We start from the raw sequence: 23,511 nt of genomic DNA, 5'->3' as shown, positions 1-23,511 counted from the left end.
TTGTGTACTTAAAAAAAGCGAATCGCAGTCCGCCGCGTGCTTCTTACTGCTGAATCTGCTGCAATCGTTTTCATAAATCTGGTATTTGGATAATTGGGTGATCCAATTTGAGCATGAGAACACCTCTATCGAGGCATTTCGATGATGAACGACCGCGGTTAATGGTAGGTTTTATCGCCAATAGGAATATTACCAGTTTGCTGCACAAAACTTATAAATCCCTATGTGGTCAAAAGGATGGGATTCATCCGTTTGATTCTGCTTTCCGCAAAATATTTTGCTTAACCTGACTAATATGGTACAGCAGTGCTTCCTTCGCTTTGCCGGGGTCTTTTTCCTTGATCGCCTGGACAATTTGAAAATGCTCCTTGTACACTTCCGCTTTCCGGCCGGGAATTTCCACCGTCTTCACCAGCGTTTTCTGAAGCAGATCCATATGAAGATCGATCAGATTGACCAGAACCACATTATGCGTAGCTTTCGCTATCGAGAGATGGAACGCCTGATCGGGATTGACCGGGTCGTCGGAGTCGGTGTCGATGGTCCCCCAGCTTTCAAGAGCGCTTTCAATTTCGGCAATATCCTGCTCCGTCGCCCGAATCGCCGCCAGCTCGACAATGCCGGTTTCGAAAATCTCTCTCGCTTCCAGCAGCTCGATAATGGTCGCTCTCTCGATATTCTCGATAATTTGCTTCGTATCCTCGGTCTTGTTAAGGTTCTTGCTTAAGAACCGGCCGCCGCCGGGACGGGTTTCGATCAAGCCTTCCCGCTCCAGTATCCGGAACGCCTCGCGCAGCGTCCCGCGGCTGATGCCAAACGCCTGAGCCAGCTCCCTCTCTGTCGGCAGAACATCGCCAGGAGCAAGGTTTCCTTCCAGAATCAAGCTCTCGATCTGCTCAATGACATCTTCATAGACACGATGGTATTTAATCTTCTTAATGGTCATTGTAATTAACCTTCCCGTGTTGACGTGACTTGCGGTAAATTGGATCACCCAATTATCCGCTCTTTCATACTAATCATTATTAGCCGATGTGTCAAGGGGAATGAACGAGAACAAAGTCCCCCAAAAGTGAAAGCAAGCTCTGAAGAAAGCTTATTTCGTCCGCATCAAGCCATAGCTTGATCGGCGTCTAACCGTTAAAAGGTTGGACATTACTTTTGGGGGAGCCCCCGACTAGACACCGGAATTTGCTACGCATAATTTCCTATACGACAAAAAAAGCTGACGCCTGCTATAGCGGCATCAGCTTACTTACTCTCACTTTGTCCCGATGTTCATACGATATCGGGGCATAGCTTCCTTTCCTTGTTACTTCCCAACCGTTTTGTTATATTGCCCGATTTTCGTCGTAATCTCCTTCGCGGCGCCTTCCAGCGCTTCTTTCGGAGCCTTTTTGCCGTTCAGCACTTCTTCGATAGCTGTTTCCGTAAGCTGGCGGGCTTCCGGAAATACGCCCATGACAGCGCCTTGCGTAGCTTTGCTAGGCTTCGATGCGTGCAGCTGGTCTACAGCGGTTTTGAACTGCGGATATTTCGCCATATTGTCCTTCACCAGCTGATCGTCATACGCCTTCTTCGTAATAGGGAAGTAGCCCGTGTTGACGCTCCAGTACGCTTGCTGCTTCGGATCGGCCAAGAATTTCATGAACTGCCACGCGCCTTTTTGCTCGGCTTCGGAACGGTTGTTCATGATGTAGTTGCTCGCGCCGCCGATGATCACGCCGCCGTCACTGGCACCTGCCGGTTTAGGCAGGAAGCCGGTGCCCACTTCGAATTTGCCTTCGGCTGCATTGACGACACCGCGAAGTCCGGCCGTGGAGTCAAGCGTCATAGCGATTTGGCCGGCGAGGAACGCTTTCTTCGTATCGTCGGATTTGCGGCCGAGGTTCAGCATCGATTTGTCGTCGACCATTTGCTTCCACCAGGTCAACGTCTTCACACCGGCATCGCTCGCTAGCAAAGATTCAGTAGCCATAGAAGTCCGGCCGTTGCCGTTGTTCACAAGCTCTGCGCCTTGGTTAGCGAAGAACTGCTCAACAAGCCACGCGTAGATGGCGATCGAGCCGCCCGCAGCGTTGTCTTTGGTCAGCTTTTTGGCATATTCGGCCATTTCCTCGTACGTAGCCGGCGGTTTTTCCGGGTCGAGGCCTGCCGCTTTAAACATCGTTTTGTTGTAGTACAAGATCGGGTTGGACGTATTGAACGGCATCGAATACAGCTTGCCGTCATGTCTATAGTAGTTCAAAATATTTTCTTCCAATTGGGAAACATCGTATTTATCCGCATCGATGAACTGCTGCACCGGCGTAATCGCCTTCGTATCGATCATGAACCGGCTGCCGATCTCGTACATTTGCACCATAGTCGGGCCGCTCTTCGAATCAAGAGAAGCTTTCAGCTTGTTCAGATTTTCATCGTAGGTGCCTTGGAAAATCGCCTCAACCACAACATCCTTCTGCGACGCGTTGAAATCCGCTACAAGCTTGTCCACCGCTTTGCCGAGCTCGCCGCTCATCGCGTGCCACCATACGACTTTCACAGGCTCGCCGGATTTGGCCGGAGCTGCGGCATCGTTAGCGGCAGCAGGTGTAGCAGTACCGCCGGTTGCGGCTCCTCCACAGGCCGAGGTCATCAACATCGTGGCAGCCAATACCGCCAACGGCAATGTCTTTTTGTTCATACGCTTCATCTTCTCCATCTCTCCCTTTTCATCTTAAAAAAAGTGTATGTTGTGATGCATTAGAACCATTAAAACACTTGCTCATCCTTTGACGGCGCCGGCCGTCATACCGCGCACGAGCTGCTTCAAGCCTACGAACAACAGCAGCAGCGACGGCAGGAGCATCGTCATAATCCCCGCCAGCACGAGATTCCACGAGGTGTTCTCCTCGAACTGCAGCATCCCGACGCCGATCTGTACGGTGCGCATGTTCGGTGTGTTGGTCACAAGCAGCGGCCACAGGTACATGTTCCAGTGGCTCAGGAACGAGTACACGGCGAGCGTCCCGATCGCGGGCCGCGACAACGGCATGACGAGCTGCGCAAACATCCGAAGGTGGCCGCAGCCGTCGATACGAGCCGCTTCGAACAGCTCCTTCGGCAGCTGCAGGAAAAATTGGCGCAGCAAAAACGTGCCGAAAGCCGAAGCGAGAAACGGTACGATCAGAGCCTGGTAGCTGTCCATCCAGCCCCAGCTTTTGATCGTCAGATAGTTCGGGATGACCGTTACTTCCCACGGGATCATCATAGTGGAGAGGAACAGCGCAAACAGCGCGTTGCGGCCGGGGAACCTCAAGAAGGTGAAGGCATAGGCCGCGAGGCTGGCCGTCAGCACTTGGCCGATCATAATCGCCCCGGCGACCAAAAAGCTGTTCGAAATAAATCTTCCGACCGGAATGGTACGTGTCACGTCCAAATAGTTGTGCCAGTTGAAGCTGCCCGGCAGCAGCTTCGGCGGGAACGACGCCGACTCGGCCGTCGTCATGAACGAGTTGGATAACGCGTACAGCAGCGGAAACAGCATCACTGCAGCAGCGGCGGTTAACAAAACATAGAGCAGTGTATTTTGCAGCCGTGAGCCGATGGAATTCACTGATAATGCACCTTCCTCTCGAAGTAGCGGAACTGCACTATCGTCAAGATCAAAATGATCGCGAACAGCACGAGCGCCTGAGCGCTTCCGATGCCGAAGCGGAAATTAACGAAGGCGTCCTGATATATGTTAAAGACGATAACGTCCGTCGTATTGATAGGTCCGCCCTTGGTCAGGATGTGAATTTGACCGAACGATTGGAAAGCGGAGATGACGGACACGATACCGACAAAAAACAGCGTCGGAGACACGAGCGGCAGCGTAATCCGGAAAAACGTCCGCAGCGGGCCGGAGCCATCGATTTTCGCACTCTCGTAAATCTCGTCAGGCACTCCCTGAAGTCCGCTCAGCAGCACGATGTAGTTGAAGCCAAGGTTCATCCATATGGTCATCATGGAGACCGCAAAAATCGCCAAAGCCGGATCGGTCAGCCAGCCTACAGGCTGCAGGCCGATGAGCGTAAGGAAATAGTTCAGCGTGCCGAGCGTCGGATGAAACAGCACCATCCAGATGATCGAGCCCGTTCCGACCGATACTGCGACCGGCATCGAGAACGCGAGCTGGAACCAGCGCATGCCGCGAAGCTTATTGTGGGTCAGCGCAGCAAGCACGAGTGCGATCAGGATACCGAGCGGCACGGTCAGCAGCGTGAACGATAGCGTTACCTTCAAGCTTTGATAAAATTTGTCGGAGGTGAACAATTCGATGTAATTGTCCCATCCGGCGAAAGCAGCGACGCGTCCGCGAGGATCGGTCAATTGAAAGCTGAGATAGACCGATTTGATCATGGGATAAAACAGAAAGATGCCGAACAACGCCAGCGACGGGGCCAGAAACACATAAGCGAGTATGATCTCCCGCCATTGCACCGATGTAAGGCTGCGTTTTTTGACCGCTGGCTTACGGGCGGATTGTGCTGCCTGGAGCGATATATTATTGTCTATTAACGACATGGCTGATCTCCCTTCCAAAACTGAACTGCACTTTATGAGTATAGGGAGCTAATGTTTTCATAGAATCAAACGGATATTAAGAGTTTAATGAGATTTATCGCCGATTTACTTTTTATTAATATACGAGTGAATCATTACCCATTTTTTTACATAAAAAAAAGACCTTGCCCATGACAATGATGGACAAGGTGACGTTACATTCTTTTATTTTATTCAATCAGATTCGGCAACTCCACTCCCGTTCCGCTCTACCGGTCTGCTATCATTTCTCCCGCATAACCGTCCACTCGTATCCGAACGGATCCTGAAAATCCATGAACTGGGCGAACCCGCCGTCTCGTATTTCCCGAATCCGGGCACCGCAGGTTGAGACCGCTGAACACAGGCCTTCGGCGATAAATAAACCAACAAAGTGGAGCTTTCGTGTGAAGTCCCTCAGATGCTTTGTGGGGGAGCCCCCGAGCTTATTAATGCTATATATGAAAAAATGCACCTGCCTTATCGTCAAAGGCAAGTGCAAGTACAAGTGCGTTGCGCGAATCCGTCATAACTATGGCTTACTTGTGTTCTCTCTCCAATGCATACTGCACGGTCCGTCCGATCAACGCAGGCAGCACGGAAAGGTGTCCTTCACCGGCAAAAGCATGGAACGATGCGTCTACTCCCGCTCCGCTATGGCTCGCCAACCGGTTATACATGTCCTCGGCGTTACCGAGCATCCGCATCGGATGATGCAGCTCCAGCTCTCCTGCCGATAGCAGCAGCCTTACATCCGCCGGGGCTTGCTGTATACGGTCGGCAAAAGCCTGTTCTTCCTGCAGCAAGCTGCCGTTATTCCACCAGATGGACGGGCTTCCCGCAATATAGGAGCGGTACAGCTCGGGCCTGCGGAACAGCGTATACAGCGTAAACAGCCCGCCTAACGAGTGGCCGAACAGCGACTGCCGGCTGCGGTTGACCGGATATTGGCGCTCGATCTGCGGCTTGACCTGCTCCTCGATGAATCGAATAAACTCATCGCATCCTCCGGTAGGCGGCCACGGCTTGCCGTCTTTCCTCGGCGGCAGGACAGACGGGTCAGCCGGAGGAGTGTAGTCGTACACGCGCTCAACGGATCTGGAATCGGCCGAAGGGTATCCGATCCCTACGACCAGCAGCGAGCCGAAAGCGCGAGGATGGTTGCCGCCAAGCAGTCTTGCCGTTTCCGCTACGATAGAGAATACAGCGTTGCCGTCCAGCACGTACAGCACCGGATAGCCCTCCTCGGGCGCCTCTCCGTCGGGAGCGCCGACGAAGATCCGATACTCCCGCTGATTCGACACGGAGGTCAGGTCGAAATATGACGCTCCTGTTACCAGCACCTGCTCTTTCATAGGTTGCACTCCCTACTCCCTTGGATTTCTCGTCTCATCCGTGCCTGGATACAGCCATTCCATCGCATCGGGGAAATATTTTATGAAAAACTCATGGGTGTGTACCCCGCCCGGCTCTTCGACGAATTTCATTGATTTCCCGGGAAATCCGCCAGCCAAAAACTGCTGATGAGCCTCTCTCGTGTATGGCACCATATGCATCTGAATCGTTGTTTTGCCGGCCCCTTCTTCACTGCCCACATACATGAACAAGCGCTTGTCGTTGGACGGAAGAGGCTGGCTGCGCACGTATTTGATCATACCTTCGTACCAGAACGAAGCGGATAGCAGGCCGAACCGGCCGAATACTTCAGGGAACAAATAGGCGGCATACAGCGTGATCAACCCTCCATAGGAAGCTCCGGCTATTCCGGTCGCTTCAGGCTCCCGCTTCGTACGGCAAGCGCCGTCGATATAAGGCTTGAGCTGTTCAACGACAAAACGCAAATACGTTTCGCCTTGGCCCTGACATGGAGTCGGGAACCGGTCCGAGATCGGGTCCGTATACCATGGCGTATACTCATCGTTGCGGTCAATAGGCTCAATGCCTACGAGAATCAGCTCCTGCAAAACACCGCAATCAAACCTCTCCTCCAGCTGCTCGGCGGCTCCCATTATTAAATAATCTCCGTCCTGAATATAGACGACAGGATAAGCCGCCGCACTGCTCGATTCGTAGGAAGGCGGCAAATAGACGTAGATGTCGCGATTGACGAACCACTGCTTGTAAATCGTTCCTCTCAATGGCTTATCCTCCTTACTGGCTTTTGGCGCGGAACAACAAATAAATGAAATAAGGAACGCCCAGGATGGCAATGACAATGCCCGCCGGAAGCGTAACCGGGGCAAAGATCGTCTTGCCGATAAAATCAGCCGCCACCACGAGCACCATCCCGACAAGTCCGCACACCGGAATGACCTTCTTGTGCTGAATACCGACCAGCCTCTTGGCGATATGAGGCGCCATCAAGCCGACGAAGCCCATGCTTCCCGATACGGAGACGCACGCGGCTACAATGCCTACGCTGGCCAAGAGCAGCAATACCGTTTCTTTATCGACGGCTACGCCTACGCTTACTGCACTGTCCTGCTGCAATTGGAACAAATCGAGCAGGCGCGATTTCCACCAGATGAACGGAACGAGCACAACGAGCCAAGGCAAGGCGGCCGCGACGAACCGCCAGTTCGCGTTCCAGACGCTGCCGGACAGCCAAACGGTGGCCATTTCGAAATCCTGCGGATTCATCTTTAGCGAAATGTACATCGTGAAGGCGCCCAGACCGGATGCAATGGCGATCCCGGACAAAATCAACCGCTGCGAGTCAAGCCTTCCGTTGCTCCAGGCGAACAGGAAGATCAGTACGGCGGCGCCGACGCCTCCCACCCAGCCAAACAATGGCATAGCCATCGCAGAAGCCCAGCCGATTCCGCTCATTTTTCCTTGGTACAGGAGCATGAACAGAACCACTACCGACCCCGCTCCGGCGTTGATCCCCAGAATGCCGGGATCCGCCAGCCCGTTGCGCGTTATGCCTTGAATGACGGCGCCGGCAATGCCGAGCCCGAGCCCGACCAACGCCGCAATGACAATTCGGGGCAGACGGAAATCGAACAGAACGAGATCATAGTCCGGGTTCGGGTGAATTCGCAGCAGCGTGCCGAACACATCCTTCACCGGAATGTCGAAGGCTCCGTTCGTTATACTGATATACACTACCGCCAGAAACAGGAGCAGCCCCGTCGCCGCAACCGTCCAGAAACGCAGCATCGAGTTTCTAGGCATGTGCCCCGCCCCCTTTCTTGCGGATCAAGTAAAGGAAGAAAGGGACGCCGATAATCGAAGTGACAATACCGATCGGAGTCTCGAAAGGATAGTTCATGAACCGGCTCAGCAGGTCGGCCAATGCGAGAAACAGCGCCCCGAGTACTCCTGCGCAAGGAACGATCCAGCGGTAGTCGAGCCCGATCAGGAACCGGGCGATATGCGGCACGATCAGTCCGACGAAGCCGATTTTTCCCGCCAGAGCCACCGAGATTCCCGTCAATATAACGACGGAAGCGGTTGCCGCCAATTTGACCAGCAACGTTCTTTGCCCTAGACCGGCGGATACTTCTTCACCAAGTGATAGGATCGTCACGGACTTGGACACGAGAAGCGCGATCACAAGTCCGACTATCGCAAAAGGAATCGCCAGCCAGATCAGCTGAGGCTCCATCTCATGCAATCGGGCATTATACCAAAAGCCGATATTTTGCGAAATTTGGAAGTAGACGGCCATCGCAGCCGAAATACTGCTCAGGAACGTTCCGATGACCGCGCCGACTACGGCCATACGAACCGGCGACAAGCCTCCGGGAACCGCCGATGCGACACCGAGCACGATGGCGACGCCCAAGGCCGAGCCGATCAGCGAGAACCAGATCATGCTCATCGACGAAGCTCCCGGAAGGACGATCATGCAGAGCGTAATGAGAAACGCCGAGCCGTCGGACACGCCCATAATAGAAGGGGACGCAAGATAGTTCCTTGTCATCCCCTGCATTAAGGCTCCCGATACGGCCAGGAATGCTCCGATGAGCAGCGCTCCCAGCACTCTGGGCAGTCGGGAGTGCATAATAATTTGATGATTGACATTATCCGCATCGAAGCGGAAGAACGCGTCCCCGATGGTTCCGGCGTCAATCTGCTTGGCCCCGTACAGCACCGACAATACAACGAGTGCTGCCATAGCGAACGGGGCTGCTGCCAATATTCCTATCGCTAATGCGCGTTTAGATAGCATATCCCATCAACCTGCATCAAGATCCGGACAGCTTCGCGACTGCCGCTTTCAGGAACTCGATTTTGCCCCACGAAGCTCCGCCTTGCGCCAAAGGATCGACTACGTTGACGAACACCTTGTTGTTTTTCACAGCTGCAATGCTTTTCCAAATCGGATTGCTCTGCAGCGACTCCAGCGCTTTAGGCGCATCCTTATTCTCGTCCTCAGAGAATTGCACGAACACATAATCCGGGTTCATCTGCGAGAACTTTTCCAGGGAGATCAGCTCCTGCGCTTTCGCCGCCTTCACCTCGGCAGGAACGGTAAAGCCCAGCTCCCCGTACAGCGACGGATTGAAGAATACGGATTCCGGATAGATGTACAGGCTGCCGGCCCGCACGCGGACGATGACGATTTTCTTATCCTTCATCTTCTCTCCGAGCTGCGCCTTCGCCGCTTTCAAATCGGCTTGGTATTGGGAGATCACTTTGTCAGCCTCCGCCTTCTTGCCCGTAAGCTCCCCGAGTGCCAGCAAATTCGCTTCCCAGTTTGTCGAAATGTGGGACATCGGCAAGGTCGGTGCCATTTTGGACAGCTGCTCCATTACCTCGGGCTTGAATTTCGACGAGCCAAGGATAACATCCGGCTTGAGGCTCAATATTTTCTCGAAATTCGGCTCCGTCTTCTCCCCGATCGACACCGCTTTACCCGTAATGCTCTTGAACATATCGGGAAACTTGCCGGAGACGCTGATCGCGCCTACCGGATTGATACCCAGCACCATCGCATCCTCCATTGATTCCAATGCTCCGGTAATGACGATCCGCTCGGCTTTCTCCGGCACCGTGTACGTTTTATCCAAAAAAGTCATCGTCTTGGTCTTCGCCTTCGCCTCCTGGCCGCCCGCTACCGGAGCTTGCGTTTGCGTCGGTGTCTGCGCTGCGCCTCCTCCTGCCGAACCCGCGCCGTTAGCTCCTTGAGCGCTTCCTCCGCTGCTCGTACCGCATGCCGTTAACGATAATGTCACTAGTAAAGCCAGCCCTCCGGCTGTCCATTTGCTTTTCATTTGCCCACCTTCGCCTTTCTGTTTCTTAATATGAATCTATGGCCCTGTAATTGATAACCATTCTCATCGATAATGATAGAGAGTTTTCCTGCCTTAGAACATGGAAAATATCCGGAATCGTCATGGACGATTTCCGGAAAGGAGTCGAAGCGTATCCTCAACCATCCGCCCATGGGCGATGGGAGAATATTCCCGCCATGGATCGGAGTCGATCACATACGTCTTTTGGCTGCGCACCGCATCCAGCTCCTGCCACTCCATGGAGTCACGCAGCTGCTGCCAGGCGGCCAGCGTTTCACTTTCATGGCAAATGTTCAAAATGAGCCGATCCGGCTGCAGCATGCGCAACTGCTCTATCGTAAGCTTGTGGCTGTATGCGGAAGACGCGCACGCATAAGCAGGCTTCATCTGCAATTCGCCATAAAAGATGTCCGTGATCCCGCGATTGCAGTAAGCGTACAGCTGCCCTTTGTGGATTTTGACGATCAGAAACGAATCATTGTGCACGATCGGCCTCAACCGTTCCCGCACGGAGTGAACTTGCCGGTCAAAAGAGCTCAGCCACTCGTCGGCCTCCTTCGCTTCTCCTACGTAGTCTGCAGTCAGCTTCAGCTGCTGCCGCCAGTTCAGATCGGCTTGCGGCACATAATGAACATGTCCAATCTGCTCTAGCCGCTCCCTCTCCTCCGGATGCAATCCATCCATGCTTACAATCATATCCGGTACGGATTGGCGAAGCTTCTCGATGTTGGCTTCCCAATGCTCGTTGATTTTGAAGGCGCTCAGATGAACGGGAATCTCGTTGCGGTACTTGTTATGGTAGTAAGCGGTCCATTTGGGATGCAGCGGCGCAGCGTACGGGATGATATTCAACGCCAGCAAATGTCCGGTCGTCCAAGCGCCGTACGCGGCGATTTTCCGCTGCCTCTTCTTCACATACACCGACGGAGAGACGCCGACCTGCTGCTTGAACTTGCGGCTAAAATAAAACTCATCCTGGTACCCTACCTGATGAGCGATATCCCTCAGCCTGGCATTCGACTGAATCAGGTACTGCTTCGCCTTGTTCATCCGCAGCTCCGTTAAATAGTCGATCGCGCTGATCCCGTACAGCTTTTTGAACAGCTCGACAAAATATTTCGGGCTCACCCCGGCGATCTTCCCCAGCTGATCAATCATCAAGCTGTCGCCATAATGGCGCTCCATATGCTCCTTGGCCCGATCCATCGCCGAATCTGTCCCATCCGCAGGTGGAGCTTCTTCCTTCATGAGCTCATACAGCAGCTCTTGAAACGCTATTTGGCGGCGAAACCGTTCCGCCCGCTGCTCGCTGGCATAGCTGTTCATTACCGCCTCGCATAGCATAGCCGTCTCGCCCGGGGAATGCACAGCGATTTCTTGTTCGCCCCGCTTCTCTTCAATCAAATGGAGAAGCCTCTCCCCCTTCGACACCGACGGCTCTATGTACATGTCGAAATGGAATAAATACACTTCCAGCCCGTCCCCATCTTCCGCCTTGATGCCGAACGTTTGCTCAGGCGAGCACCAATAGGCGGTTGCTCCCGACAGCCGGTGTTCGCCCGTATCGAGCGTCAGCGTTCCTTTCCCGTGCGTTGCTACTATGAGCAAATAAGAGAACGAAAGCTGCTGCCGCAGCGAAAAACCATGCTCCCCCTTCACGTGCTCCGCATGCCGCAGCTTGTACAGCGCCGCAGTCCAATCCATCTCGTTGCTCCATAACGGCTGCTGTGCAATCGTATTGGTGTTGGTGTTCATCCTCTCTCCTCCGTTCAACGCGAATGCACATCCGCATGAGAAAGCCACTGCGGACGGGAATCCGCCGGCTGCCCTTTCGTACCAGCGTCGGTCCGCGCGACTGTGCTCTCCTGTTCGTGGCGGTGATGTGCCGTCTCATCCCCTGAATGCATTTGCTCCGCTCTTGATGCTTGCTCATCATTTCGCCGGAGCTGTGCGATCGTTTCATATAAAATTCCCATAGGGAAAACACCTCTTCATGTTGTTAAAATTCAAAGATCATCTAAAGCTCTCCCTAATATTAAATGATAATGATTCTCATTGTCAATTGTAACATGAATCTATTGGCTTTCCCTTTGCTTCGATCAATGGGCAAGCTCTCGGCTCCCCGCAATAGAAAAAGCACGGAACCGTGGTCCGTGCTGAGCTTGTAGAGAAACCTCTAGAATAGAAAAAGCTGTAAGGGTACTCCTGTGGGGTACCTCCCTTGATTATCATTATTGTAACACCTGGGCAGTCACTGCATAAAAAAAGACACCGAAGATTCCTCTCCCGTGTCTGCATCCTGGTCTTATGCTGCGGATTCATCCGCAATTATTTGTTCAATGCGATAATAAATTCAATGATGGCGATAATCGTCAAGTGCGCAGGATAAAAGCTTCTCCACAGCCATTTCGGCACCTTCATCCGCTCGAACAACCGATAAGCCGCTGGCGCATACACAATGCCTACCGTCGTAACAATACTGTATGCCTCGATAACCCAGCCTTTCAGAAACAGAAACAGCAAATTTAAAGCAAAATGGCTCAGCACCGTAACATGGCTTTGCGTATACTTATAAATCAGAACAAGCAGCAGCCCATACAGGCCGTAATCGAAATTCATCCATTCCATAAGCGCGACGGCGGCAATAGCGGCCGGAATCCAGACGACCTTCGCATGATGATCGATCAGATACAAAATAACGATACAAACGAGCAGCGTTCCGACGGCATTCACGCCTATTTCATCCAAAGCGACCATGTAAGGAATCTGGGACAAGAGGGCAATCCCCAAGAGCCGGTACATATATCCTTTCAAATTGCTGGTACGCCGGTAGCCCAGTACGATAAAGTAAGCATAGATCGGAAAGGCAATCCGGCCGATGATTCTCCACATCATTTGATCCTCGAAAAACACAAGCCCGATATGATCTACGAGCATCGTTAACATCGCAATAAGCTGCATCGGAACCTCCTGACGCACTAGTGTACTTAGTTTTATCATGACGCAGATAAACGGATATTTCAACATTCATTTTAAGAAATACATTCTTACAGCTCCCTCTTCCAGATTCATTGTGCCGTTCTTGCTTTTGATCCCAGTATGAATTTGAAAGAGTTGGAATGATATTGTAATGTAAACACATTGTGAGATATTTCAATCAAAGGAGCCTTCTTATGAAAAAGGAATATGATACACGTGTATCGTCCGGGTGCATTATTTTCAATAATCATACACGTGACGAGGTTCTAGTCATCTGGAATGCAAACAAAGACAAACCGGCTTTGCCTAAAGGGAAAATCGAATCCAATGAAAGCGCTCAAGAAGCGGCGATTCGGGAAGTATTGGAAGAGACCGGCTATTCGGTCGAAATACTTAATGCAACCCCTGTTACGGTAACAGGACTAAGGCAGCGTAAAGAACCTTACCTTATGATTACGACACAATTCTTTCTTGCTAAGCTAACCAATACGACACCTATCGCAAAAGAAGACAAATCAATAATTTCTGTGGAATGGATGAAAGTAGATCGAGCCCTTCAAGAATTGGCGTTTCCGGAAGAAATAGAAGCGTTGTCAAATATGCTGCTAGTTCGAGGAGGGTTGCTGTGAAAGACACCATTACTATAAACCAAACGTCCGTTACGGTTCTAAAAGGCGATATTACCAAAATCGAAGCGGATGCTATTGTCAATGCGGCTAACACAAGCCTGCTTGGCGGAGGCGGGGTCGACGGCGCTATACATAGAGCGGGAGGCAAAGCAATCCTCGAGGAATGCATCAAAATAAGACAAAAGCAAGGAGGCTGCCCGGTTGGCGAAGCGGTCATTACTACGGCTGGAAGCTTGCCTGCCTCCTATGTTATCCATACGGTGGGACCTGTGTGGAACGGAGGACAGCATGATGAGCCGGCCAAACTGGAAAGCTGCTACTTGCGTTCTCTAGCTCTTGCTTCTGAATATAAGTTGAACCGCATTGCTTTTCCGAATATAAGCACGGGCATTTACCGTTTCCCCAAAGCTCTTGCAGCCGAAATTGCTATAAACACAGTACTTTCTTATATTCGTTCCTTATCTGCAGGTGATCACAGGTTGGATGGGATTCTCTTCGTCTGTTTCGACGATGAGAACTACGCCATTTACCGCGAGCTGCTGTACAGCCTACAGCCTATGAAAGAGTAGACGCTTGAACGAAGACACAAAGGCGCTATCCAACGGAACAAGTCGATATCACGAACGGCTCCCTACTGGATAACTCATTCGTAGTAACTTCCGGCGCATCTTCCCCTCCATTCGAGTGGCAAAATGTCCGCTACTATTCGAAAATATTCCGAAATACCGCACAGGACCAACAAGTCGTCGTCAGCTTCGAGGTTCAAAACTACGTCGGAGGAACTTTCAATCCAGGCGCACTGATGTTCGTTGCGGATCTGTACAGCCCGAACCCTTTTTAATAGTAAGGGAACTGCATGGGCGGCTCCTTTTTTTCTTTACTATACATCTTTTCCTATTATAATGAAGTAATGATATTACATAATAAGGAAGTGTACCCAGTGTCTAAACCAGCTTGGAATCGATTGCTTATCTTTTTCGCCTTCATAATGCTATTGTTTTTCCCGGAAAATAGTAAAGCGGAATCAAAGCTCATACCGGATCAGAATCTGGAGGCGGCTGTTCGCACGGAATTGAACTTATTGCAAAAATCTTTGGAAGAAGCCGATTTGCAAAAGCTAGACTCCTTATATCTAAGCGATCCGACACAAAAAGTGCAGTCCCTCGAAGGAATGCAATATGCAGCCAACCTGAATACACTTATTGTTCCGGGGCACCAGCTTCAACAAATCGAACCGCTGCATGGCTTGAATAAGCTTAGCTTTCTTGTCCTGAGCGGAAACGACATTTCAGACATTCAACCATTAGCCGACCTCGTCAGCTTACGGCGCCTGCTGCTTGATGGAAATGAGATAGAACATATCGAGCCATTATCCGGTTTAACTAACCTTACGGATCTACTGATTGGAAACAATAACATTAAACAGATTTCCGCATTGCAGGGGCTTCCGCTTCGATGGGTGGATTTGAGCAACAATCAGATCGAAGATCTGACTCCTTTACAGAAGGTTGCTTCTCTTGAAACGCTATATGCGGGCAATAATCAAATACGTAACATTGATGTATTACTGGAGCTGCCGAAATTGAAGGAGGTCCATCTGGAAAATAATCCTTTGGACGAGCATGCAGCATCCGTCATTAATGCCCTAAAAAATAAAGGGGTTAAAGTACAAACGGTTAAAGAAGATAAGCAAAAGGAACAACAAGATATTAGAGTCAGTCTCGACGCCAATACCGTTCCGTTCAGCGCTCCGCCTTTTATAGCCAATGGCACGACTTTCGTTCCATTCAGACCTGTATTTGACCGACTGGGGATTGAAATCAGCTGGGATGAAGCCACTCGTACCATCCAAGGTAAAAAAGAAGGCATACAAATCGAGCTGCAATTAGACAATCCGGTTGCCGTTGTTATCGGCAAAGAAGTTACCCTGCCCGCAGCCCCGGTTTTAGTAGACGGCTCTACCTTTGTACCTGTAAGGTTTATTTCAGAAGCCGTAGAGGCGCAAGTCGAATGGGATGCCGAACGGCGTATCGTTATTATTAACAGCAAAAAACAATTTGCAACCAAAGACGGCAAAATCCGCTTTACGGCTTACGGACTATGGAGAGATCTCTCTTCCATGATGGAAATGGATGACACCACTCAGCTGGCTATTCGCTATTTTAACTATACCGAGCTGTACATCTATGCTCATCCCAAATCTGTCGTTGATCCTGCTAGCAAGGATTTACAGCGTCAATATTTGGAGCTGCTTAAACAGGAGCTTCTCATCGACAAGGAAAGCATTATAGAAGAGAAGCAGACGAAGGCTCTTGGATTCGATGCGCTGCAGCTGACTTATGTCAATAATAACGATTGGGACAAACGAATTGACACCATCCTGGTGTTTGAGGCGAATTCCCAATTTTATACCATTATCAACTCTTCCTACGAGGTAACCTATAAAGAGTCAAGCAAGCAATTTCAGGAAATACTTGGTGGCATGACGTTTCGTGCCTCGTAACGAGACCGTAGAGAGAAAGGCCTTGACCGTTGTGGTCAGGGCCTTTATGATTTGCAGGGTTCTGCTCTCTTACCGGGCAAGTGAGAAACACCCTATCGGAGGACGGGCTGTTGAGAATCCCGTTTCACCCTGTAATACTAATGCGAGGTTAAGCGAGGTTTCTCCAGGAGAAGCGACATGCCCCCATTGTTTTCTGGGAATTGCCGTCTCAAAAGGCTTATGAAGAAGGCTTCCGGAAGAAGGTCCCACGCCGGGTCCTCTGCAGCCTTTTTAAGCTGCATGAGGTTTTTAGCAAGCAGATGCATTTCGTTAGTGTGCACGTGGCGTTGGAGAGCATCGTTGAGTCGATTCGGACCGTGGATCCGTTATTTTGGCAAAAATGGCTCTATTCGCAGGGTGATCGGACTTTAGATCCGCTATTTCGCAAAAAAACAAGGTTTTTGCCAGTAAAACAAGCAAATAACGGATTCCCTGTCCGATCGCACTGCAAAAGCAGCAGCATGTCAACAAATAGCGGATCTCCTGTCCGATGGGTACCTGCGTACCAGCCACAGGATTCTGGAACTAACACGTAGACGATAGAATCCTGGTTTGACTCTGCGATAACAAGACTCGCTTGGTTTATTGCAAATATATTATCCGATGACCCCGGACTGATAAAACTTAAAAAGACACGGAGAACCCCTCCGTGTCTTTCATTTCTTAACGCATCGGCTGCCGCCGCAGCACTCACTTCAAATGAAGCTCAATCACCGTATCCCGCTCATCCGGCAGCTCGGCACCCGCCAGGGTAATGAACGCGCCGCCCTCAATGTCGGAATATTCTTCCGCCATCCAAGGCGTTTCCACCTTCAGCTCGGTTCCGTCCCGCAGCAATCTCGCCCTCTCGACTTTGCCCTTCAAGCCCTCGAAGTAAGTCGGGCCGATGCCGCGGTCGTAGACGTGGGCATACAGCTTTTTGCCGTTTTGCGTATAACGGCCCCATTCCGGCTTCGGCAGAGCCGCCGCTCCGCAGCCATAGATGCTGTCGCCGTTGAGTCTCAGCCACTCCCCGACCTCGTACAGAACGTCCAGGGTTTCGCGGTTAACCTCTCCTTTGGCATCCGGCGCTACATTCAGCAGCAAATTCCCGTTCTTGCTGACGCATTCGGCCAGCGTGCGGATGACCTGCTTGGCTGACTTGTAGTTTTTGTCCGTGGAGTGGTAGCCCCAATGGTCGTTCAACGTAATGCAGGCTTCCCAAGGGACCGGCTTGCCGTTGACATCGACGATGCCTCCGGGAGGAATGATCTGCTCCGGCGAGAAGAAGTCTCCCGCGTATTCCTCCGGCTCCGCCGCGCGGATATTGCCGCCGAGACGATTGTCGATGATAATGTCCGGCTGGATAGACCGGATCATCCGCACAAGCTCGGTCGCCTTCCATTTCTCTCCGGTCATTTGATCGTAAGAGAAATCGAACCACATGATGTCGATCTTGCCGTAGTTCGTCAGCAGCTCCTTCACCTGGCCGTGCATATAAGTCAAATAGCGGTCAAAATCAATAGGCTTATCCTTGGCCGCTATATTGTCCCGATCCGGATGAGCCTTGTCTCCGTAGCCCGGGTAATCGTCGTGGTGCCAGTCGATAATGGAATAATAAAGGCCAACGCTCAGGCCTTCCTCACGGAAAGCATCCACATACTCGCGGACCAGATCCCGTCCGGCCGGCGTATTCGTCGCCTTGAAATCCGTCAGCTTGCTGTCGAACAAGCAGAAGCCGTCATGGTGCTTCGTCGTCAGCACGGCATATTTTTGCCCTGCGGCTTTCGCCGCTTTGGCCCATTCCTTCGGATTGTAACGGGATGCGTCGAATTCATCGAAATATACCTTATACTGCTCGTAGCTCATCCGCTCGTTGCCCCGAATCCATTCCCCTCTGGCGGGAATCGAGTACAGCCCCCAGTGAATGAACATCCCGAACCGATCGTGCATAAACCAGCGGGTTCTTTGCTCTCTCGTACTCATCTGGAACATCCTCCGTCTCCATAACCGTTATCGCTTACGTTATAAACACTCAATCTTAGTTATCAGGATGTATGAAATAAAGCTGCCGCGCCGATAAGGCCTACATCGTCCCGCAAGCCAGCCGGGACAATTTCATAAGTGCCCCGATAAGGCTTCATAACGAGCTGCTCCGTCTTTGCCTTCAGCGCAGGGAAGAGCAGATCGCCCGCTTTGCTCACGCCGCCGCCGATGACGATACGGTCAGGGTTGAACGTATGGACCGCATTCGCCAAGCCGAGAGCCATGTAATGAATCGCCCTGTCAACGACTTCAACGGCAACCGGGTCTTGCTGCTTATATGCCTCGAACACATGCTTGGCCGATGCCGCTTCATCCTGGGATGCCGCCAATTCTGTAATGAGGGATGACCTAGTCTGCATTAGCTGCAGCGCCGCGTCCCGGATCGCCGTACCTGAAGCGAACGTTTCCCAGCAGCCGCTGCTTCCGCAGCTGCATTCCGGTCCGTTAGGATCGATAATATTATGGCCAAGCTCTCCGGCGAAGGAAGACGTGCCCAACAGCATCTTGCCATCCAGTACGATCCCTGCTCCGATGCCGGTGCTGAACGTGACGTATACCATATTCTCGGAGCCTTTGCCCGCTCCCCGGACATATTCGCCCCAAGCTGCCGCATTCGCGTCGTTAACTACCTGCACCTCGACGCCGAGCGCCTCTCCCATCCACTTCTTCAATGGAACGTTGTCCCATTCCGGAAGATTGGTGCCATGCAGCACGATGCCGTCCCGGCTGTTGACCGCGCCCGGCGAGGCAAGACCTACTCCCGACAACGTACGGCCTTGGGAGACGGAGCGGATCATCTCAACCATCCTCTGGACGACTTCTTGCGCCGTGCGCGCATTCGCGGTTTCCATGCGTTCGCGGTTCAGAATCTCGCCCTTCGAATCGAACAGCGCCGCCGCGATTTTCGTCCCGCCGAGATCTATTCCTACTACATAATTATCTGTGTTTTGCAATATGATTCACCTTTTTTCAAATCTGTTATAAGTGCGAGTTCCAAAGGTTATAAAGTCCAGTGTCAGAACCTCGGCAAAAGCATCCTCTTGGCCTTTCAAAGCCCGAGCGTGCCTATAAACAAAATTTATTGATGCAGACTGTCGGATAACGCCCGCAGCTGTACGGGATCGATAGGCGCCAGTCCAGCCCGGCCGACACGAACGGCCGATCCGAAATGCACTTCGCTCACCCCGGTTTGCTCAATAAAAGCTTCAACGGTTTCCGGTGTCAGGCCGTTGCCCGCCAGAATGCGCAGCGAGCTGCCCTGTGACGCTTCAACCAGCTTCTGTATCGCCGGCACCGACTGTGGAGCCGGCTTCAGCCCGCCGGAAGTCAGCACGCGGGTAATTTGCGGGTAGCGCATGAGCGTCTGCAAACCGGCCAGCTGATCCTCCAGCTCATCGAACGCCCGATGGAAGGTCACTTGCATCCCTTTCGCATGAGCAAGCATCGCTTCCAAAGCTTGTTCGTCAATCCGGCCTTCCGCCGTCAAAGCGCCGACAACAATGCCGGCCGCTCCCGCTGCGGAGATAGCCTTGATCTCGGCAATCATCGTCTCCAGATCATGGCTGTCGTAGACAAAAGACCGGCTGTGCGGCCTGACCATGACATGAACCGGTATTTGCACGGACCGGACAACGTGTTGGACCAATCCGATACCGGGAGTCAAACCGCCTTCGGTCATTGCGGTAATTAACTCCAGCCGATCGGCCCCGTTCTCTTCAGCTCTTAGAGCATCGTCTATACAAGTGGCGATGACCTCCAGTATCATTGCGAAACCTCCCGATCTCCTGCAGTATGTTTCTCGGCGTACTGCACCGCATAGTCCGCGAGCAGCCTTGCTCCGTATCCGGTAGCTCCTACCTCGGCATAGCCGACGTCCTGCTTGTACTGCACGGTGCCGGCCATATCGATATGCACCCAGCCCATCGATTCGGCTACGAAGCGCCGAATGAACAACGCCGCTATAATCGCGCCTGCGAGCGTCGAAGTGCCGACATTGCGCAGGTCGGCATAGCTGCTGCGCAGCTCCGATTCGTATTCGTCCATCAGAGGCATCGGCCACAGCCTCTCCCCATTGCGCTCGCCGATCTCGACCAGGCTGCGCGCCATGTCCGCATCGCCCCAGATGCCGGCGATGCCCAAGCCAAGGGCGTCCCCGACATTGCCCGTCAGCGTGGCAATGTCGATGGCTTGCGCTGCGCCGAGCTTGGCAGCGTGAAGCAGCGCGTCGGCCAGCACGAGCCGGCCCTCTCCGTCCGTGTTCGCAACCTGAACGGTCAAGCCGTTCGGGTAGCGGATGACGGAGGACGGCAGCGTCGCGCGGGCGTCGGGAAGATTGTCCGCGACGGCGATCAGCGCAGTCACGCGGACCGGGGCTTGCTGCCGGACAAGGATGTCCATCGCGCCGATAACGGCAGCCGCGCCGCCCATATCCATTCGGGCGTCGCTAATGTCTCTGCCCGTCTTCGAGTTCATGCCGCCCATGTCGAAGGTGATGGCTTTGCCGACCAATGCCAGCATAGGCGCATCCGCGGCGGCAGCCGCTTCGTAGCGAAGCTCTATCAACGCTGGAGCGTGCTTGCTGCCCGCTCCTACGGTAATCAATCCGTTCATGCCGCGGTCGGTTAACTCTTGACCGCGGTATACATGGATGCTTACAGGCCGGTCCTTGAATAAATCAAGGGTCCATTGGACGAAAGCATCCGGGTTCAATGTATCGGGCGTCTCATTCACCCAATCTCTCGTCAGATTGGTGCCCTCCGCCCGATGAAGGGCGAGCTCGACGACGGCCTCCATCTCGGTGCGCGTCAGCTCGACCCACTCTTCCGAGCGAAGGATGAGCTCGACATCGCCCTGGATTTTCGTTGCGCTGCGGTATTTATCGAACCGGTACAGGCCGAGCAGCCAGCCTTCGATCCAGGCTTGCAGCCACGCTGCCGCCGCTTCTTTGCCATCCTGCGCGGCGGCAGCGGACGAGGCCCTGACGAGCGCTCCGCTGCTCCGTCCTTCCTGGAGCAGTGCGCGAGCCGCAGCACCGCCTGCGCGGCGGACCCGCTCCAGCGTTACGCTGCGGCGCTCGCCCATTCCTGCGGCGAGAGCATCCCTCTCGCCTTCCGACCGGCCGTACAGCCAGGTCATCGTCCCCGGCCGCTTGCGGCTTTCGCCGAGCGGATAAGGAAGCGATTCTCCGGCATAGGCCGGATGAATGAGGACGTCCGGCGATTCGGACTTATCGATTGTAATACGCATAGCGATCCCTTCTTCGGCAATAAGATGAGGCTCCCGAGGAGCCCTAGGCTTGTTGTGATGCCCAAAAATGCTTGAAATTCCCCAGTATACTCCAGTGGAATATCTCTCTCCGGCCACTGTTGAAATCCATAAAACTTGATTAGATTTATCGGTATTTTTAAGGATTTCAAAGGCGGACGCTACCGCTCCTCCGTGAAATACTCCACCTGCATACATGTTGAATTTCTATAAAAAGGGCAACCCCAACACCCCAAAGCTCCGACGGAGCTTTTAAACTGAACCATCTACTTACTGGCTCTTCATAATCTCTTCGTCGTACAAATGGCAAGCCACCTGATGGCCCGGCTCGACCTCCCGGAATACCGGCTCCTTCTGCTTGCACACTTCCATGCAGGACGGGCAGCGGGTATGGAACCGGCAGCCGGACGGCGGATCGACCGGGCTCGGCAAATCGCCCTTCAGAATGATCCGCTCCTTCTTCAAGGTCGGATCGGGAACCGGCACCGACGATAGCAGCGCCTGCGTATAAGGATGAAGCGGACGATCATACAGCGTGTCCTTGTCCGCCGTCTCCACCAGCGTCCCCAAGTACATGACGCCGATGCGGTCGCTGATATGCTCTACGACGCTCAAGTCGTGGGAAATAAATAAATACGTAAGTCCATACTCTTCCTGCAAATCCTGCAGCAGGTTCAGCACCTGCGACTGAATCGACACGTCCAGAGCCGATACCGGCTCATCCGCTACGATCAGGCTCGGGCGTACGGACAACGCCCGTGCAATGCCGATCCGCTGCCGCTGGCCGCCGCTGAACTCGTGAGCGTAGCGCTCGGCATGGACGCTGTTCAGACCGACGGTCTCGAGCAGCTCCCGCGCCAGCTTGTCCCGCTCCTGCGGGCTGAGCTTCGTATGAATGAGCAGCGGCTCGGCTACGAGATCCTTTACTTTCATTCGCGGATTAAGCGAGGCGTACGGATCCTGGAACACCATCTGCATATCCTTGCGGATCGGCCGCATTTGATTATCGTTAAGGCGGCTAATATTTTGCCCGTTAAACCATACTTCCCCGCCGTTCGGCATCAACAGCCGGGTGACGAGACGCCCCGTCGTAGACTTGCCGCAGCCGCTCTCGCCTACAAGGCTGAATGTTTCTCCTCTGCGGATGGCGAAGCTGATGCCGTCTACCGCGCGCAGCGATTTGGTTGTACCGAACCAGCCCTTTTTTATCGTAAACGATTTCTGTAATCCTTTTACTTCAACCAGCGGAGTCTCTATCATGCGCTTTCTCCTCCTTCCGGCTGCGTCAACCAGCAGCGGCTTTTGCGCTCCGCTTCCCCTTCGATCGGCAGAAGCTGCGGCTCCTCGGTAAGACATCGCGCCATCGCATGAGGGCAGCGCGGCGCAAACTTGCAGCCTTGCGGCATGGCGCTCAAATCCGGCACGTTGCCCGGAATGGACTCCAGCCGGCGAACCTTCTGCCGCAGCTTCGGCACCGAATGAATTAACCCCTTCGTATACGGATGCTGAGGCGTTTCGAACAAATCCTTCACCGACGCCTCTTCTACGACACGTCCGGCATACATGACGACGACCCGGTCGCACATTTCAGCAACAACCCCGAGATCATGGGTGATGAGCAGCATTCCCATGTCCTGCTCTTCCTTCAGCCGCTTCATCAGATCGAGAATTTGCGCCTGGATGGTCACGTCCAGCGCCGTCGTCGGCTCATCGGCGATCAGCAGCTTCGGGCTGCACGACATCGCCATCGCGATCATTACACGCTGCCTCATTCCTCCGGACAGCTGGTGCGGGTAGTCGTTCACCACTTCCTCCGCCCGGGGAATCCCTACAAGCCTGAGCATATGAATGGCATGCTCTTTTGCTTGCTTTCGGCTGTATCCAAGATGCAGCATAATCGGTTCTTCGAGCTGTTTGCCGATCCGCAGCACCGGATTCAGCGACGTCATCGGCTCCTGGAAAATCATCGCCAGCTCATTGCCGCGGAACCGACGCATCTCTTTTTCCTGAATCTGAGTCAAGTCCGTACCTTCAAAAAGAACAGCGCCTCCGCTAATCCGCCCCGGCGTATCCTTGAGCAGACGCATGATCGACAAGGAGGTCACGCTTTTGCCGCAGCCGGATTCGCCAACAAGACCCAGCACTTCGCCTTTATTTATATGAAAGTCAACGCCGGACACCGCCATTACGCTGCCGCCATCGCGTCGGAACTCCGTTTTCAATCCTTGCACATCAAGCAATCTAGGCGTCACGGTCTGGCCCC

The 23,511-nt window shown here is 53.1% G+C and carries 21 protein-coding genes; 3 read left to right on the top strand and 18 right to left on the bottom strand.

Annotated elements, in window-relative coordinates:
• Positions 1 to 244 precede the first annotated feature (244 nt).
• The 12 genes from ACFQ88_RS20695 to ACFQ88_RS20640 form a co-directional block, all read right to left on the bottom strand.
• Positions 245 to 946, bottom strand: coding sequence for a FadR/GntR family transcriptional regulator (locus ACFQ88_RS20695; RefSeq protein ID WP_379456222.1), 702 nt, complete (start codon positions 944 to 946; stop codon positions 245 to 247).
• Positions 947 to 1,312: 366 nt separating this feature from the next.
• Positions 1,313 to 2,692: an ABC transporter substrate-binding protein gene (locus tag ACFQ88_RS20690; RefSeq protein ID WP_379456220.1), complete on the bottom strand. Its 1,380-nt coding sequence runs from the start codon at positions 2,690 to 2,692 to the stop codon at positions 1,313 to 1,315.
• 72 nt (positions 2,693 to 2,764) lie between these two features.
• Complete coding sequence (locus tag ACFQ88_RS20685) at positions 2,765 to 3,586, bottom strand: carbohydrate ABC transporter permease (protein ID WP_239635280.1); 822 nt, start codon at positions 3,584 to 3,586, stop codon at positions 2,765 to 2,767.
• 5 nt (positions 3,587 to 3,591) lie between these two features.
• Positions 3,592 to 4,548 carry a carbohydrate ABC transporter permease gene (locus ACFQ88_RS20680; RefSeq protein WP_239631722.1) on the bottom strand — a complete coding sequence of 319 codons (957 nt, stop codon included), beginning with the start codon at positions 4,546 to 4,548 and terminating at the stop codon, positions 3,592 to 3,594.
• Between the two features lie 557 nt (positions 4,549 to 5,105).
• Positions 5,106 to 5,921, bottom strand: a complete 816-nt coding sequence (locus tag ACFQ88_RS20675; RefSeq protein WP_239631718.1) for an alpha/beta hydrolase — start codon at positions 5,919 to 5,921, stop codon at positions 5,106 to 5,108.
• A gap of 12 nt (positions 5,922 to 5,933) precedes the next feature.
• Positions 5,934 to 6,704 (bottom strand): alpha/beta hydrolase, encoded by a 771-nt coding sequence (locus ACFQ88_RS20670; protein ID WP_379456217.1) that lies wholly within the window; start codon positions 6,702 to 6,704, stop codon positions 5,934 to 5,936.
• Positions 6,705 to 6,717: 13 nt separating this feature from the next.
• Positions 6,718 to 7,743: a FecCD family ABC transporter permease gene (locus ACFQ88_RS20665; RefSeq protein ID WP_379456215.1), complete on the bottom strand. Its 1,026-nt coding sequence runs from the start codon at positions 7,741 to 7,743 to the stop codon at positions 6,718 to 6,720.
• Positions 7,736 to 8,743 (bottom strand): FecCD family ABC transporter permease, encoded by a 1,008-nt coding sequence (locus ACFQ88_RS20660; RefSeq protein ID WP_379456213.1) that lies wholly within the window; start codon positions 8,741 to 8,743, stop codon positions 7,736 to 7,738. The genes ACFQ88_RS20665 and ACFQ88_RS20660 overlap by 8 nt, the downstream gene beginning before the upstream one ends.
• Before the next feature lie 16 nt (positions 8,744 to 8,759).
• Complete coding sequence (locus tag ACFQ88_RS20655; protein ID WP_379456211.1) at positions 8,760 to 9,788, bottom strand: iron-hydroxamate ABC transporter substrate-binding protein; 1,029 nt, start codon at positions 9,786 to 9,788, stop codon at positions 8,760 to 8,762.
• 120 nt (positions 9,789 to 9,908) lie between these two features.
• A complete protein-coding gene (locus ACFQ88_RS20650; RefSeq protein ID WP_379456209.1) occupies positions 9,909 to 11,564 on the bottom strand; it encodes an ABC transporter substrate-binding protein in 1,656 nt (551 codons plus the stop codon).
• 14 nt (positions 11,565 to 11,578) lie between these two features.
• The gene (locus ACFQ88_RS20645) at positions 11,579 to 11,785 is read right to left on the bottom strand and encodes a hypothetical protein (RefSeq protein WP_379456207.1); all 207 of its coding nucleotides are present in this window, start codon (positions 11,783 to 11,785) and stop codon (positions 11,579 to 11,581) included.
• 352 nt (positions 11,786 to 12,137) lie between these two features.
• Positions 12,138 to 12,770, bottom strand: a complete 633-nt coding sequence (locus ACFQ88_RS20640; RefSeq protein ID WP_379456205.1) for a TraX family protein — start codon at positions 12,768 to 12,770, stop codon at positions 12,138 to 12,140.
• 212 nt (positions 12,771 to 12,982) lie between these two features.
• On the opposite strand from ACFQ88_RS20640, the gene ACFQ88_RS20635 reads away from it, so the two are divergent.
• The 3 genes from ACFQ88_RS20635 to ACFQ88_RS20625 all read left to right on the top strand — a co-directional run bounded on the left by ACFQ88_RS20635 (position 12,983) and on the right by ACFQ88_RS20625 (position 15,920).
• Positions 12,983 to 13,417 carry an NUDIX domain-containing protein gene (locus tag ACFQ88_RS20635; protein WP_379456203.1) on the top strand — a complete coding sequence of 145 codons (435 nt, stop codon included), beginning with the start codon at positions 12,983 to 12,985 and terminating at the stop codon, positions 13,415 to 13,417.
• A complete protein-coding gene (locus ACFQ88_RS20630) occupies positions 13,414 to 13,986 on the top strand; it encodes an O-acetyl-ADP-ribose deacetylase (protein WP_379456201.1) in 573 nt (190 codons plus the stop codon). The genes ACFQ88_RS20635 and ACFQ88_RS20630 overlap by 4 nt, the downstream gene beginning before the upstream one ends.
• Before the next feature lie 371 nt (positions 13,987 to 14,357).
• A complete protein-coding gene (locus ACFQ88_RS20625; RefSeq protein WP_379456199.1) occupies positions 14,358 to 15,920 on the top strand; it encodes a stalk domain-containing protein in 1,563 nt (520 codons plus the stop codon).
• Between the two features lie 729 nt (positions 15,921 to 16,649).
• Here the strand turns inward: ACFQ88_RS20625 and ACFQ88_RS20620 are convergent.
• From ACFQ88_RS20620 to ACFQ88_RS20595, 6 genes are all read right to left on the bottom strand, one after another.
• Positions 16,650 to 17,924, bottom strand: a complete 1,275-nt coding sequence (locus tag ACFQ88_RS20620) for an alpha-L-fucosidase (RefSeq protein ID WP_379456197.1) — start codon at positions 17,922 to 17,924, stop codon at positions 16,650 to 16,652.
• Between the two features lie 62 nt (positions 17,925 to 17,986).
• Positions 17,987 to 18,937, bottom strand: a complete 951-nt coding sequence (locus tag ACFQ88_RS20615) for an ROK family protein (protein ID WP_379456195.1) — start codon at positions 18,935 to 18,937, stop codon at positions 17,987 to 17,989.
• Positions 18,938 to 19,062: 125 nt separating this feature from the next.
• Positions 19,063 to 19,749: a copper homeostasis protein CutC gene (locus ACFQ88_RS20610; RefSeq protein ID WP_379456193.1), complete on the bottom strand. Its 687-nt coding sequence runs from the start codon at positions 19,747 to 19,749 to the stop codon at positions 19,063 to 19,065.
• Positions 19,746 to 21,230: a M17 family metallopeptidase gene (locus ACFQ88_RS20605; protein ID WP_379456191.1), complete on the bottom strand. Its 1,485-nt coding sequence runs from the start codon at positions 21,228 to 21,230 to the stop codon at positions 19,746 to 19,748. Before ACFQ88_RS20605 ends, ACFQ88_RS20610 begins: the two co-directional genes overlap by 4 nt.
• A gap of 288 nt (positions 21,231 to 21,518) precedes the next feature.
• Complete coding sequence (locus tag ACFQ88_RS20600; RefSeq protein WP_379456189.1) at positions 21,519 to 22,508, bottom strand: ABC transporter ATP-binding protein; 990 nt, start codon at positions 22,506 to 22,508, stop codon at positions 21,519 to 21,521.
• Positions 22,505 to 23,500: an ABC transporter ATP-binding protein gene (locus ACFQ88_RS20595; protein WP_379456187.1), complete on the bottom strand. Its 996-nt coding sequence runs from the start codon at positions 23,498 to 23,500 to the stop codon at positions 22,505 to 22,507. Before ACFQ88_RS20595 ends, ACFQ88_RS20600 begins: the two co-directional genes overlap by 4 nt.
• Positions 23,501 to 23,511 lie beyond the last annotated feature (11 nt).

Source organism: Paenibacillus sp. NPDC056579 (assembly GCF_042793215.1).
Taxonomy (GTDB): Bacteria; Bacillota; Bacilli; order Paenibacillales; family NBRC-103111; genus Paenibacillus_S.
Note: the sequence above shows the minus strand (reverse complement) of the source record. Positions and strands in the feature narration are given on the sequence as shown.

What these genes read in the sequence shown, in the direction of transcription:
- ACFQ88_RS20695 (WP_379456222.1), bottom strand. Translation starts at nt 946, where the DNA reads ATGACCATTAAGAAGATTAAATACCATCGTGTCTATGAAGATGTCATT.
- ACFQ88_RS20690 (WP_379456220.1), bottom strand. Translation starts at nt 2,692, where the DNA reads ATGAAGCGTATGAACAAAAAGACATTGCCGTTGGCGGTATTGGCTGCC.
- ACFQ88_RS20680 (WP_239631722.1), bottom strand. Translation starts at nt 4,548, where the DNA reads ATGTCGTTAATAGACAATAATATATCGCTCCAGGCAGCACAATCCGCC.
- ACFQ88_RS20675 (WP_239631718.1), bottom strand. Translation starts at nt 5,921, where the DNA reads ATGAAAGAGCAGGTGCTGGTAACAGGAGCGTCATATTTCGACCTGACC.
- ACFQ88_RS20665 (WP_379456215.1), bottom strand. Translation starts at nt 7,743, where the DNA reads ATGCCTAGAAACTCGATGCTGCGTTTCTGGACGGTTGCGGCGACGGGG.
- ACFQ88_RS20660 (WP_379456213.1), bottom strand. Translation starts at nt 8,743, where the DNA reads ATGCTATCTAAACGCGCATTAGCGATAGGAATATTGGCAGCAGCCCCG.
- ACFQ88_RS20655 (WP_379456211.1), bottom strand. Translation starts at nt 9,788, where the DNA reads ATGAAAAGCAAATGGACAGCCGGAGGGCTGGCTTTACTAGTGACATTA.
- ACFQ88_RS20650 (WP_379456209.1), bottom strand. Translation starts at nt 11,564, where the DNA reads ATGAACACCAACACCAATACGATTGCACAGCAGCCGTTATGGAGCAAC.
- ACFQ88_RS20645 (WP_379456207.1), bottom strand. Translation starts at nt 11,785, where the DNA reads ATGGGAATTTTATATGAAACGATCGCACAGCTCCGGCGAAATGATGAG.
- ACFQ88_RS20640 (WP_379456205.1), bottom strand. Translation starts at nt 12,770, where the DNA reads ATGCAGCTTATTGCGATGTTAACGATGCTCGTAGATCATATCGGGCTT.
- ACFQ88_RS20635 (WP_379456203.1), top strand. Translation starts at nt 12,983, where the DNA reads ATGAAAAAGGAATATGATACACGTGTATCGTCCGGGTGCATTATTTTC.
- ACFQ88_RS20620 (WP_379456197.1), bottom strand. Translation starts at nt 17,924, where the DNA reads ATGAGTACGAGAGAGCAAAGAACCCGCTGGTTTATGCACGATCGGTTC.
- ACFQ88_RS20610 (WP_379456193.1), bottom strand. Translation starts at nt 19,749, where the DNA reads ATGATACTGGAGGTCATCGCCACTTGTATAGACGATGCTCTAAGAGCT.
- ACFQ88_RS20605 (WP_379456191.1), bottom strand. Translation starts at nt 21,230, where the DNA reads ATGCGTATTACAATCGATAAGTCCGAATCGCCGGACGTCCTCATTCAT.
- ACFQ88_RS20600 (WP_379456189.1), bottom strand. Translation starts at nt 22,508, where the DNA reads ATGATAGAGACTCCGCTGGTTGAAGTAAAAGGATTACAGAAATCGTTT.